We start from the raw sequence: 13,557 nt of genomic DNA, 5'->3' as shown, positions 1-13,557 counted from the left end.
CCGGGCGAGCAAAGGTTTTCATCCCTTTACGCCTGGGCGGCGGCCAGCTTGTCTTCGGTGCGGGTGTCGAAGTCCGTGGCGTCATGCCGCTCGCGCAACTGGCTGGACAGTTCCCCGGACACGCGGTTGACCATCCGCCCGCGCTGCACGGCGGGACGGGCGTCGATGGCGTCGGCCCAGCGCCGGACGTTCGGGTAGTCCTGCACCGACAGGAACTCGGCCGCGTCATAGAGCCGGCCCTTCACCAGGCCACCGTACCAGGGCCAGATGGCGATGTCGGCGAGGGTGTAGGCGTTGCCGGCGATGTACTCGGTGACGGCCAACTGCCGTTCCAGCACATCGAGTTGGCGCTTGGTTTCCATGGCGAAGCGGTTGATCGCGTATTCGATCTTGATCGGCGCATAGGCGTAGAAGTGCCCGAAACCACCGCCCAGGTACGGCGCACTGCCCATCTGCCAGAACAGCCAGGACAGGCACTCGGCACGGGCCGCCGGTTCGGTGGGCAGGAACGCGCCAAATTTCTCCGCCAGGTACTGCAGGATCGCCCCTGACTCGAACACCCGGATCGGCTTGGCACCGCTGCGGTCCAGCAGCGCCGGGATCTTGGAGTTCGGGTTGACCTCGACGAAGCCGCTGCCGAACTGCTCGCCTTCACCGATACGGATCAGCCAGGCATCGTATTCGGCGCCCTGGTACCCGAGCGCCAGCAGTTCCTCCAGCAGGATGGTGACCTTCTGCCCGTTGGGCGTGGCCAGGGAGTACAACTGCAGCGGATGACGGCCGACCGGCAGTGCCTTGTCATGGGTCGCGCCGGCGATCGGCCGGTTGATGTTGGCGAACTTGCCTCCATTCTCGGTATCCCAGGTCCAGACCTTGGGCGGCTGGTAATCCGATGAATCACTCATGCTCGGTACTCCTTGGTTTCAATGGATGACGCGTTGGCGTGCCAGGGCTCGCGCCCCTAGCGCACCGATGAATTGTCGTTGCGACGCGAATACAGGCAGTCCTGCGCCAGGGTTGCGCGCATCTGTGTCGCCTCCTGCTCCAGCCGCTCGCACATGAAGTCGACGAACACGCGGATCTTGCGCGACAGTTGCCGGCTCGACGGCCAGACGATGCTCAACGTGTCCGGTGGAATCAGGTAGCCATGCAGCAGGCAGTACAGCGAGCCGTCGGCCAGCGCCTCGCGGGCCAGGAAGTCGGGAATGGTGCCCAGGCCGAAACCCTTGATCAGCGCCGCGCGAACCATTTCCATGTTGTTGCTGACCATCACCGTGCGGGTCCGCGGCTCGCGCGCGCCCTCCTCGCGCAGCAGCGGAAAGTCCAGCAGCTTGCCGTTCTTGTAGTAGCGAAAGCGCACCGCCAGGTGATCATCCAGCTCGGCCGGGGTCTGCGGTACGCCATGCCGCTCCAGGTAGGACGGTGCCGCGCACAGCACCGGCTGCACGCCGGGCAACGGCCGGTGCATCAGCCGCGAGTCCGGCAGCTCGCCGCTGCGGATGACCACGTCCATCCCCTCCTCGATCACATCCACCAGCTTGTCGCTGAAGTCCAGGTCCAGCTCGATATCGGGATACAGTTCCATGAAGGCGATCAACACCGTCTGGAACAGGTGATAGCTGGCCGCTGGCATGCTCACGCGCAAGCGCCCGCGCGGGATTTCGGTGGACTGCGACAGCGTCGACTGCGCATCGTCCAGGTCATCGAGGATGCGCCGGCAACGCTCCAGGAACACCCGGCCCTCGTCGGTCAGGCTGAGGCTGCGGGTCGAGCGCTGGAACAGCCGGACGCCCAGGCGCTGCTCGAGCCGGGTCACGCCCTTGCCCACCGCCGACGCCGACAACCCCAGCGCCCGGCCCGCCGCCACGAAACTGCCCAGCTCCGCCGTGCGGATGAAGGACATCAAGCCACTGAGTCGATCCATCTGCCGCCCCCATTCGATCATTTTATTCCGCTATAGACGGAATTCTTACCGTTTTTCACACGATTACCCGTTCCTTATCATCCTTGCACGTTCTGTCGACCCCGGTAAACCACCGGATAGTCGATGCAGTCACCTTTAACTGCGGGCGCCTTGACCGGCCCGACACCAGGATTTCATGTCATGTTCAACCTGCTGCTACAACAACGGCTGATACTGCTGGCGGTGTGTATCACCGCCATCACCATGCCCTTCAACTTCACCGCGCCCGCGGTCGCCCTGCCGGCCATCGGCCAGTCCTTCGGCGGCTCGCCCATGGAACTGAGCTGGATCACCAACGCCTTCATGCTCACTTTCGGCAGTTGCCTGATGCTGGCCGGCACCCTGGCCGACAGCTACGGTCGCAAGAAAATCTTCATCGGCGGCGTCAGTGCGTTCGCCCTTCTGGCCGCGATCCTGCCTTTCGCCCCCAACCTGGTCCTGTTCGATGTGCTGCGTGGCGCCCAGGGGGTGGCGGCGGCACTGGCCTTCTCCGGCGGCATGTCGGCCCTGGCCCAGGTCTTCGACGGTGCGGGTCGCATTCGCGCCTTCAGCTTCGTCGGCACCAGCTTCGGCATCGGCCTGGCCGTCGGCCCGGTCATCGCCGGCGCCATCATCGAAGCGTTCAACTGGCAACTGATGTTCCTGCTGATCACCGTACTGGCAGTCATTTCCCTGGTACTGGCCGGCCGCCACATGCCGGAGTCGCGCAACCCTGACGCCGCCGGCATCGACTGGCCTGGCGCGATCACGTTCACCTGGGCGCTGGGCATCTTTACCTTCGCCATTCTGGAAGTGCCGGAGAGCAGTTGGACCAATCCGCTGGTGCTCGGGCTGTTCGTCGTGGCCCTGCTGTCCTTCGTCGCCTTCGTGGTGATCGAAAAGCGCGTGGCGCAACCCATGCTCGACCTGAGCCTGTTCCGCTACCCACGCTTTGTCGGCGTGCAATTGCTCGCGGCCGCTCCAGCCTACTCCTTCGTGGTGCTGCTGATCCTGCTGCCGATCCGTTTCGTCGGCATCGAAGGCATGAGTGCGATCGCCGCCGGCTGGCTGCTGATCGCCCTGTCGGCCCCGCTGCTGGTACTGCCGATCGTCGCCGGCTACCTGACCCGCTGGCTGTCGCCGTCGACCCTGTCCGGCAGCGGCCTGCTGGTGTGCGCGGCCGGGCTGTACTGGCTCAGCCAGGTGCCGGTGGGCAGCAGCGCTGCCGAACTGGCCTGGCCAATGCTGGTAATCGGTGCCGGTATCAGTCTGCCCTGGGGCCTGATGGATGGCATGGCGGTCAGCGTGGTGCCCAAGGAGCGCGCCGGCATGGCCACCGGCATCTTCAGCACCACCCGGGTGGCTGGCGAAGGCGTGGCGATTGCCGTGGTCACCGCATTGCTGTCGGCCTATACCGCCAGCAACCTGGGCGTATTGGCGCAGGGCGACCTGAGCGAGGTGGTCGGGGCCGCCCAACACCTGGCCACCGGCAACCTGGCCGGTGCCGAGCAACTGCTGCCGGCGGCCGGACGTGAAGCCCTGGCGGCCGGCTACAGCGCCGCGTTCAGCAGCCTGTTGTGGGTACTGACGGTGATCACGGTGCTGACGGCCGCGGTGGTGTTCCTGTTCCTCGACCGCGGCCAGGTCGAGGACGGCGCGGCCGACGGCACGACCCTGGACCCGGCGGCCTGAGCCATCAGGCTCGGCCAACAGCCCCCAGGGTCTTCAGATAGGCACAGAACATGTCCGCCATGGCATCGGCATACACCTCGATTTCCGCCTCGGTCCGCGGGCTCTCCGAATAGGTCTTGCCCACGGAACCGAGGGTCATGCCGATCAGCTCACAGGCCAATGCCCGGGTGCTCGCCGAGGCTTCGGGCAAGGCCTCCTCAATGAACAGTTCGAAAGTCCGCCGCCCCGCCGCCCTCACCTCCCGGGCCTGGGGCGCATCGCGGTACAGCGGCGCCGCATCATTGAGCGCCACGCGCACCGCGGCCTCATCGCATTCGGAACGGACGAACGCCCGCACCAGGGTCCGTAGCCGCACCAGCGGCGGATGCGCGCGATCCTCGACAATGGCGCAGAGCATGTCGCTGGTCTGTTGCCATTCATCGCTCTGCAAACGGAAGAGGATCGCCGCCTTGTTCGGAAAGTACTGGTACACCGAACCGACGCTGACACCGGCCCGCTCGGCCACCCGCGTGGTGGTGAAGCGGCGCATGCCTTCCTTCGCCAAAACCTGAACAGCGGCCTGCAGAATCGCCGTCACCAGCTCATTGGAGCGGGCCTGCCGGGGCTGTTTGCGTGAGGTAATCCGCGGGCTTGGGCGTTCGCTCATGGGAATGGCTCGCAATGCGAATAGAAAATGTGAAGGTTCATTCGCATTATAACGGCTCACCTACCTGCACAGGAAAAGCCCATGAGCACCCTGACCCAAGCCCCGCTCGCCCCCCTGCTGGAACGCCTGTTCAGCCAGGCCGACGCGAGTTCGCCGATGAGCAGCCCGGCCTTCGCCAACGTCTCGAAGCAAGAGCGCGAGCGCCTGATGCGCAGCAAGACCGAATACCTGAGTCTCTATACACAGTTGAAGGACTTTCCGCTGGCCGTTTCCCGGGAGACCGGTAGCCTGCTCTACATGCTGGCCCGTAGCTGCGATGCCCGGAACATCGTCGAATTCGGTACCTCGTTCGGTATTTCCACCCTGCACCTGGCCGCGGCGCTGCGTGACAACGGCGGTGGACGCCTGATCAGCAGCGAGTTCGAGCCGTCCAAGGTGGAACAGGCAAGGCGCAACCTCGTGGCCGGCGGGTTGGCCGACCTGGTGGAGATCCGGCTCGGCGATGCCTTGCAGACCCTGGCGAACGACCTGCCGGAGCCTATCGACCTGGTCCTGCTCGACGGTGCCAAGGCGTTGTATCCGCAGATTCTCGCGCTGCTGGAAAGCCGCCTGAGGCCAGGGGCGCTGATCATCGCCGACAACGCCGACTACAGCCCCGAGTACCTGGAGCAGGTGCGCGGGAGCGGTTCGGGCTACCTGTCCGTGCCGTTCGCCGAGGACGTCGAGCTGTCCATGCGCCTGGGCTGACCCAGGCCGCGCCCCCATCGTTGTGGGAACCTGTACCCTGCCGTGCGTCGCCCTGATCGAGCGTATCGCCCACAGATCAGTCACAACCCTGAGCATCGCCGCTACCGAGGTGGGTAGTGGCATGCGGCAATCCCCCCGGTCATCAGGCAATCGTGCCAGGCCAATGATCTTTATCGTCAAGGAGACCCACCATGACCGTAAACATCAGCAATCTGACGATCGCGACCCCGGTCGCCACCTCCGCCACCAACCCCGCGGCCCTCGAACTCAACGGCGCACAGGCCATCGCGCAGTTCCCCAGCGTGATCCAGGTGCTGCCGGACGGATCCCTGCAGTTCAACGCCCCCACCCGGGGCGCCTCGAGCAAAAGCACCCACCGCACCCGCTGCGAATGGAAGGAATCGATCTACTGGGCGCTGACCAGCGCGACGGAACACATCAACGACCAGGAAATGACGGTGACCAAGGTCAACTCCGCACAAAAGGTCGTCGTGTCGCAAATGCACGTGAAGGGCGATGACAGCCCGGCGGTGAAGGTGTTCTGGAACAAGGGCAATATCACCCTGGGCTTTCGCCAGCGCTACAACCAGACCGACCCGGTAAACAGTACGCTGCTCAAGGGCGTTCCACTCGGAGCCAGGTTCAGGGTCAGGATCCGCGTGACGGCCCTGGGCGTGGTCAACGTGAGCGTCGAGAACAACGGCCTGTCAGGACTCTCGGGCGATCTGCAACTGGACAGCAGCTGGAATACCCAGCGATTCGACTTCCACGGCGGCGTCTACAACCAGATCGACTTCACCGACGCGACACCGGCCGATGACGGTTCGATCTGCATCATCAGCGACCTGCAGATCAGCCACCTCTAGGCTGTGTACGAAATTGTTTGAAACGCAGGTTAGGCAAGGCAAAAATCGGCGAGGAAGCGCAGTTGACTGGTTGTCAATGAGCATTCCGAGCCGATTTTTAACGCCGCATAACCAAGTTTCAAGCGATTTCGTACATAGCCTAGGTGATCGCCATTGCAGCGATGGCTAGGCCGCCGGCCCCTTCGCGGGCAAGCCCGCTCCTACGCGGCAACCGACCTGTAGGAGCGGGCCTGCCCGAGGATTCGAACCACAGGCCCGGAACCCAGCGGGCGTTATTTCGAAACGACCTGAAGAACTGTCAACTCTGACAGTAGCCACCCACGCCTTGGCAGCCCAACATGGAAGCGGATCAAGAACCTCAAGCAAAGCCGTATTGAGCCTGTGCCCCCCATGGTCCCCCGAGGACTGTTGCCATGAAGCCCACTACCTGCCTGCTACTGATGCTCTCGCTCATGCCCTGTGCCCACGCGATCGACCTGACTCCCGGCCAGACCAACGGCCGCGGCCGGATTCCCGGCGCCTATGGCAACACGCCCGGCGGCGACCCCGCCTACAACTTCCCCATGACCTTCCGTACCGGCGACGGCGACTGGGCGAGCGACCTGTCCCTGCCCGACCTGGCGCCCGCCGCAGCCCAGCTTACGGTCAGCACCGGCGCCAGCTACCCCAGCGTGCTGTCCCTGAGAAACACCGACATCGGCGTCCAGTCCATCTCCATGAACCGCGGCGATAGCCTGGCATTCCTCTACGACAGCGCCAGCCAACGCTGGAAGGTCCAGACCCATGAATACACCCCCAACACCGTCGGCGCGGTCATCCCCGACTTCACCTCGCCACGGGTCATTCGCTACAGCCTGGGCGATGGTGACTGGACCGACAACGTCACCCTGCCCGGCAATGCCGGCGACGGCAACATCGTCCTGGTCCGGTCCGATGCCACCTACTCGACCACTATTTCGCCACCGCCCGGTACCGGCGACCCCGTGGTCATGAACCGGGGCGAAAGCTACGCCTTCGTCTACCAGTACGCCAGCAATCGCTGGAACGGCACCCGCATACGCTATCTGTCCAACCCCATCGCCCAGCGCCTCAACGACAACTACAACGAGGTCAAGAACGATTGCCTGGAATACGGCAGCCGTGCGCGCCGGGGCCACTACTACTGCAGCGGGAACATCATCCGCGCCACCACCGATGGCAACTACAACCCCTGGGAGCGCCCCAGTACCGGATCGACCTCGTACTCATGGATCCGCAAGGACATCGGCACCGACCATCTCTACCGCCCCGTCGGCTTCATCCTGCGCTCGCCGCTGTATGCGGCCATCCGGGGGCTGCCGGGCATTTCCGTGGGCTGGACCTGCCTCTACCCTTTCGACGGCTGGACCAACAGCGGCAAGGACTGTGATGGCATTACCGCGCAAGTCGCCGCGGCGGCCGGCTGGCCCTTCAACCCCTCACCGGCCCCACGCCCGCCAACCGGCAACAGCGGCTACGCATTCGGCTCCTGCGACAAGCTGGGCATCACCACCCGGGAGCAATGGCTGCAGTTCTTCGCCGTCGGCCAGAACGCCCTGTGGAACCAGTGTTCCTGGAACGTCGACAGCCAGACCAGCTGGAATGCCATGCTGGCGATCCACCAATCCGACATCACCCCCTATTCCCAGATCGATCCGCAAAGCGGCATCGACGCCAGCTGGTACAAACCCGGCCACAACGAGCTGCGCCTGAACAATGCGGCCAGCAACACGACGCTGAACGCACAGGCCATCGAGGCGATCTATTTCGATGTCAACGCCCAACCCGGCTCACTCGATTCGGCCAGGAACTTCCAGCGCAAGCTGGGCCAGGCCGGCTACCCATCGGTGCCGATCGTCCAGCTGAATTTCCGCGCCGCGCCCAGCGAGCGTTTCAACTTTGCGGCCAGCGATCAGGCAGAAACCTACAATCGCGCCCAGTGCACCCAGTACATCGACTCGGCCACCTGGATCCAGCGCTACGACCCCGGCACCGGGAAAAATGAATGGACCCTGTCGGTGCTGCCCACCGAGTGCGGCAGAAACATCCAGTCGGACCAGAGCGACAAGGCCTATGCCGAACTGCTCCAGACCTACGGCAACGATCCGGCCTGGAAAAACAATGATGGCGGTGGCATGCGGCGCCAACTGATCTGTCACCTGGCGATCGCCCGCCAGAAGGCCCCGTGGAATCTGGAACCTTTCCGCCCTGACGTATCCCAGCAGGCGGCCATCGACGCGGGGTGCAATCCCGTCTCCCGGTAGCGCCGGGCACACCCTACCTATCTACCTCACGCCGGGCAGGCACGGCGCCTAGCGTAGCCGATTCGAATCACGTATCGGACCCACGCTCATGTCCAACGCCCCCACCAACCTGCCCGTTGCCCCCACCCGGCCGGAGGCCCTGTTGGCCGCCGCCAGCCAAAAATACGACTACTCCATCAGCAGCGCCGGCCACCTGCTGAACCTGATGGTCCCGACGGAGATACGCGAGGCCCTGAACAACGCGCGAACGGTCGACGAGGCCCGCGCCACGCTGTCCCGGCTGTGCCGTCAGCCGACCTTGCTGCAGGCCCTGAACGACATCAGCGGCACGCCCATCCCCTCCGGCGGGGCCGCCTGGGCCGCCCTGGCCAGCCTGGTGCGCGCCACCGGCATCAGCGCCGATTGGGCCAGGGATAACGGCCAGGCGTCGATCGCCGCCTTCATTGCGCCCGGGCTCGGCGAACAGCGGATCGACTTCCTGCAGGCCGTATTCATCCGCGTCCTGCTGACCCGGAACTACGCCGCCCCGGAGGCCCCCGCCGGCGGCGTGGGCACGCCGCCGCCCCCCCTGGAAAGCCCTGCACGGCTGGCGGACAGTGCCCAGCCAGGCGCCAACCTGGCGCTGCTCAGCGCGCTGCTGCCGGCGACCACGCCCCCACGACCACTGGCCTCGGCCCTGCTGGCGTACCTGGGGGTCTACGACCTGTCGACCCGTATCCCCACGCACTGGAGTACCGTGGAGGACTATCAGTTTCTGCGTGCCCTGCCGCACTTCCAGGCGCTGGCCGCAAGGATGGGCGACGGCACGACCGACACGCCGGTTTCGCCAGGGCAACAGGCCCACCTGCTGATCCAGGCGCTGCTGGCCACGGTGGAAGCCGACGTCAGCGACCTGTGGCCACTCGGTAGCGAATTGGGCACTGCGGATGCCGCCGCCGGCCAGGGCTGGCACATACTGCGCGACAGCGCCCTGCGCGACATCGGCCAGCAGTTGCTGGCCCGGCACAGTGTCGATGACCCGGAACAGGCGAAGTTCCTCGCCCGCCTGCTGCTGCAGCGCGAGCGCCCCGAATGGTTTCTCGAGGACGTCGAGACCATCCACAACGACTACGCCCGGGACGTGGCCTCCATCACCTGGCGCTACGTCACCCGCCTGTGCGAAGCGCTGGCGCCGCGCTCGACCCTGGGCAAGCCCCTCGGCGAAGTGGTGCGCCTGGCCGGCGCGCTGGAAAAGCTCGCCGGCGTCTGCGCGCTGGACCCGGGCACCGGCCAGGCAAGGCCCGCCGATGCCAATGAACTCGGCACCCTCAGCGGATTGCTGCTGGCCGAGTCCACCCAGGCCTGGGGCAGCGTCTGGCAGGCCAGAAACGCCGCGCAGTTGCTGGACACCCTGAACCGGGTCGAACAGAACCATCGGGGCCTGCTCGAGCACCTCGGCGCGGAAAAACCGCCGGACCTGACGAAACTGGCCAGGCAGGCCCTGCGCGCGCGCAAGGCCGACCCGGACGAACGGGTCCAGGTCACCGAACACGCGGACACCTATTTCAACTTCTCCCCCTCCCCCAATCAGGTGCTGCGCAGACCCGACCCGACCTGGACGGTGTCGGCCGTGCAGCGCTTGCTGATGAAGGATGCCGGGATTTTCGAGGAGGAGCGCGCCACGGTGGTCGGCCAGTACCAACAGCAGATCGCCCGGTACGCCAACGCGCGCCTGCCCCAGGTGGAAATACGCATCTCGCAGATCCTGCAGCAACTGGCGCCGCAAACCCTCAAGCGCCTCGACAGTGGGCGCTGGCGCGTGCACCAGCTGTCTTCGCGCAACGCCCAGCTCTATCAGGAAGGGATTTTTGCCGTGGTGGAAATGGCCCCCGAGGGCAAGCGGCCGGCCCTCTACCTGGCGGCCCGAAAGGACCCGTCCGGAGTGTTCTTCCTGCGCCCGGAAAATGTCCAGGACATGCGGAAAAAGGAACAGGGCGGCCCCCTCGACACGCTACTCAAATACAACCTGGTCGTGCACCTGGGCGGCAAGATCATCAAGGTCATCAGCGAAGCGGCCCAGGATGTGCCCGTCGAAGGGATAGGCCTGGAGCCCGGCGCCTGGCAGGACGGTAAACCGGCGGCGGACCGATCCAGCCTGCACCCCCTCGACCCCGGCAGCGCGGCCTGGCAACTGGCACGCCAGTTGGCCAAGCCCCTGTGGCTCGACCCCATGGTCTGGGAAGCCGCCCACGAGGTCGACCGCAAAGGCCGTGCCCCCTGGCAGAGCGGCGCCAGCTTCAGCCTGTGGTCGCTGATCCCGCTCTACGACTACTTCAAGAAACCCGTTGCCGAGCGCGGCGAGGAGGATCATCGCTCGGCCCTGTTCGACGTCGGCACCCTGTTCGCGCCCGGCGCCGGTCATGCCAGCCGGGCCATGTCGCTGCTGGCCCATGCGGCCTTGAGCGCCGCGCGGGCCGGCCTGCTGCGAACCCTCGGCCAGGGGCTCACGCTCAAGACCGTGATCGGCGGCCTGCAAGGGGTAATTAACGCCACCGCGTCGCCGCTGTTTCGCCAGGGCCTGCGGGCGGGTGGCCTGCAGTTGACCCAGGCCGCCGGGGAAACGCTGCTGAATATTTCTCCGGTCCCCCTGCCCAACACGCGCTGGTTCGGCAAGCGCAGCCAGCAGCTCTGGCAATGGCTGCCGGGCCTGCAACTGAGGGAAAAGGCCACGCGGCTGATCGATGAGGTGCTGACCAACCGCCTGCGGCCGGCGAACCTTGGCAACCTCAGTGCCTACGTCGTCGAGGATGGCGAAGCCCTGCTCCGTCAGGCCCGCCCGCACCGCTTCAATGGCAGCGCCAGCCTCTACCACGCCAGGGACAGCCGCAACGCCGACCGCTGGCTGATCCGCTACACGGATGACACGCGCCGCGAAAAGGTCTACGAGATCAAGGGCAACTTCAAGCCGAAAAACCACTACGTGGAGATCATCGACCCCATCAGCCGAAAAACCGTGCTGACGGTGGGCAACCAGGCCGGAACCTGGCAGCGGCTCGCGGCCAAGGGTGGCGTGCTGCCCAGCAATGGGCGCAAGATCACCTACCCGATCATCCAGCAGTGGCAGGAACTGGTCAAAATCGACAGCAGCAAGGCCACGCTGAAATTCCAGGCGCAGTTTGCCAAGTCCCACGGGCTGAAGGACAGAAGCCTGTGGGAGTACGTCTCGGTCAATGGCGAACTGGCCGATGAGGGGAAATTCCTCCAGGCCGAGGCCGCGGGCCGCACCTTCAGCCCGCCCACCGTACAGCAACTGCGGGAATGGCGGGACATGCCCGCCGCCGTCCGCCGCAAGACCTCGCAATTCCAGTTCGCCATGGACCACGGCATCCAGTTGCGCGCCCTGGCCCGCCAGGCCAGGAAAACCGGTGAACTGAACTGGCAGGGGCAATATGCCGTCGACCTGGATGAAGGCCGAATCTTCCACGCGCCCACTGCGGATGACCTCAACGCCTGGCGCAACCTGACCCCGGGCCATGCCATCCCCTGGTACGAGTTCGCCCGCGAGCACAGCATCAACCCGAAGACCTTTTCCCGCCTGATCAACCGCGGCCACAAAGCGGACGGTGCCCTGAGTGTGATGGGCGAACATTCGATCAAGCAGAAGACCGGGCAGACCTTGCGCGACGTCACCGCCGCGGATATCCAGGCCTGGCGCGACCTGTCACCGGCCGAACGCAAGCAAACCAGCCGGGAACGGTTCGCGGTGGCCCGTCACATCAACCCGAACATCCTCGGCAGGCACATCACCACACAGGGCGAACTCAAGCCACTCGGCGAGTTCCGGGTCAACCAGGCCGCCGGTATCGAATACCACGAGCCCACCGTGGAAGAGATCATCGAGTGGCGGGACCTGCCCAGGGCCGAACGCGAAAAGACCTCCCGCGACCGCTTCGCCCTCGACCGGCGCATCGACGTGCCGGGCTTCCAGATCCATGTGAAGGCCAACGGCGAGTTGACGGCGGTCGGCGAGGTCAAGATCCGGCCCGGCGATGAAACATTCCGGCCGCTCACCGCCCAGGACCTGGTCGACTGGCGCGACCTGTCGGCAGCGGAACGCAAGCAGACCAACCGGAAAAAGTTCGCCATCGCCCGCGAACTCAACCCCCGGGTATTCGCCGATGAGGCCCAGGCCTCCGGTGAACTCAAGCCTCCAGGGCAGTTTCGCGTCGACAAGGCCAATGGCGTGGAATTCCATGAGATGACCGCCGAAGAACTGGTCGCCTGGCGAGACCTGTCCAGGGCCGAACGCAAGCTGATGCCCTGGCACCGGTTCGCCCTGGAGCGCCAGATCGATCTGAAGAGCTTCCACCAGTTCAGCTACACCAACGGCAAACTCAAGGACATCGGGCTGTTCAAGGTCAACGCCGCCGCCCGGCAGCGCGCCGCCGCGCCAGACGGCCAGCCAGCGCTGCCGCCCGCCCAGGCGGCATCAGCCGAGGGACCGCCGGCCAAACGTGGCCGGTACGCGCCGAAGGCGGCGATGTCGCCGGCCGAGGCGAAAAAATACGTGGCCCACCGTGTGCTGGAGTTGCAATCGCAACTGCCGTCCTACACAAAGGACAAGACCACCATGGCCGTGGCGCTGCTGGACGACCCCGACGGTCGACAGATCACCGCCATCGCCTCCAGCAATCCCAGGGGCTACCTGCCCAAGGGGGTCACTGTGAAAAAACACGAGCACTTCGTCCGTGGCAATCTGCACGCCGAAGCCGACATCCTCGAATGGGCCGCCCAGCACCAGTACCAGGTGGCGGTGATCGGCGCCGGCCGGCCCATCTGCCGCCCCTGTGCCGAATTGATCGAAGCGGCCCAGGCCGTTCCCGCCACATCGCTGAAGAAGGTATGAACATGAACACTCGACTCGCCACGGTAGCGCCAGAACTGGTGAACTGGGCCGAAAGCCTGCCGGCAGCCCGCCGCCGAACGCTCGCCTGCGCGGTGGCGCAATGGGCCTGCGCCAGGACCGATGTGGCCGGGCTGCTGGGCGAAGGCCCGCTGCAACGCCTGCTGCAACCCGGCTACCATGCCACGGCGCAGGACCGCGCCCTGCTCGGCGCCAAGGCCGATGAACTGGACGAACAGTACTTTCGCCTCGCCGATGAAGGGGAGATTTCGGAGCAGGCCCTGGGCGGGTTCGAACAGGCCAGGGCGCTGTCCTCGCTGCTCTGCTCGTTCGATGCAGGCAACCTGCCGAGCCTCTGCGACACCCTGTACGAAGCGCAGGCGGTGACCGATGACCTGCCCGCCTTCGAGCAACTGTGTCGAAGCTACGCCATGCCATAGATACCTACCACATCCGCACGTGGCCCCGCCCCTAGTGTGTCCGATTCGAACCACGAATCG

At 65.4% G+C, this 13,557-nt stretch carries 9 protein-coding genes; 6 read left to right on the top strand and 3 right to left on the bottom strand.

Annotated features, from left to right (window positions below; all coding sequences use genetic code 11):
- Window positions 1–26: 26 nt before the first annotated feature.
- Window positions 27–905: a glutathione-dependent disulfide-bond oxidoreductase gene (yghU, locus tag ACMGT0_RS14755; protein ID WP_416773213.1), complete on the bottom strand. Its 879-nt coding sequence runs from the start codon at window positions 903–905 to the stop codon at window positions 27–29.
- A gap of 56 nt (window positions 906–961) precedes the next feature.
- Entirely contained in the window at window positions 962–1,924 is a 963-nt protein-coding gene (locus ACMGT0_RS14750) for a LysR family transcriptional regulator (protein WP_054061215.1), read from the bottom strand.
- 180 nt (window positions 1,925–2,104) lie between these two features.
- Here ACMGT0_RS14750 and ACMGT0_RS14745 point away from each other — a divergent pair, with 180 nt between their 5' ends.
- Window positions 2,105–3,634, top strand: coding sequence for an MFS transporter (locus ACMGT0_RS14745; RefSeq protein ID WP_416773212.1), 1,530 nt, complete (start codon window positions 2,105–2,107; stop codon window positions 3,632–3,634).
- A gap of 4 nt (window positions 3,635–3,638) precedes the next feature.
- On the opposite strand, the gene ACMGT0_RS14740 is transcribed toward ACMGT0_RS14745, so the two are convergent.
- On the bottom strand, window positions 3,639–4,280 hold the full coding sequence (locus ACMGT0_RS14740) for a TetR family transcriptional regulator (RefSeq protein WP_054061099.1): 642 nt from the start codon (window positions 4,278–4,280) through the stop codon (window positions 3,639–3,641).
- Window positions 4,281–4,361: 81 nt separating this feature from the next.
- Between ACMGT0_RS14740 and ACMGT0_RS14735 the strand changes: the two genes are divergently transcribed.
- The 5 genes from ACMGT0_RS14735 (at window position 4,362) to ACMGT0_RS14715 (ending at window position 13,497) form a co-directional block, all read left to right on the top strand.
- A complete protein-coding gene (locus ACMGT0_RS14735) occupies window positions 4,362–5,027 on the top strand; it encodes an O-methyltransferase (RefSeq protein ID WP_416773211.1) in 666 nt (221 codons plus the stop codon).
- A 191-nt stretch (window positions 5,028–5,218) separates the two neighbouring features.
- Window positions 5,219–5,893 (top strand): polysaccharide lyase family 7 protein, encoded by a 675-nt coding sequence (locus ACMGT0_RS14730; protein ID WP_416773209.1) that lies wholly within the window; start codon window positions 5,219–5,221, stop codon window positions 5,891–5,893.
- Window positions 5,894–6,306: 413 nt separating this feature from the next.
- On the top strand, window positions 6,307–8,175 hold the full coding sequence (locus ACMGT0_RS14725; protein WP_054061144.1) for a DUF2599 domain-containing protein: 1,869 nt from the start codon (window positions 6,307–6,309) through the stop codon (window positions 8,173–8,175).
- A gap of 88 nt (window positions 8,176–8,263) precedes the next feature.
- Complete coding sequence (locus ACMGT0_RS14720) at window positions 8,264–13,060, top strand: hypothetical protein (protein ID WP_416773207.1); 4,797 nt, start codon at window positions 8,264–8,266, stop codon at window positions 13,058–13,060.
- Between the two features lie 2 nt (window positions 13,061–13,062).
- Window positions 13,063–13,497: a hypothetical protein gene (locus tag ACMGT0_RS14715; RefSeq protein WP_054062338.1), complete on the top strand. Its 435-nt coding sequence runs from the start codon at window positions 13,063–13,065 to the stop codon at window positions 13,495–13,497.
- Window positions 13,498–13,557 lie beyond the last annotated feature (60 nt).

Source organism: Pseudomonas sp. RHF3.3-3, from assembly GCF_048069595.1.
Classification (GTDB): domain Bacteria; phylum Pseudomonadota; class Gammaproteobacteria; order Pseudomonadales; family Pseudomonadaceae; genus Aquipseudomonas; species Aquipseudomonas fuscovaginae_B.
Note: the sequence above shows the minus strand (reverse complement) of the source record. Positions and strands in the feature narration are given on the sequence as shown.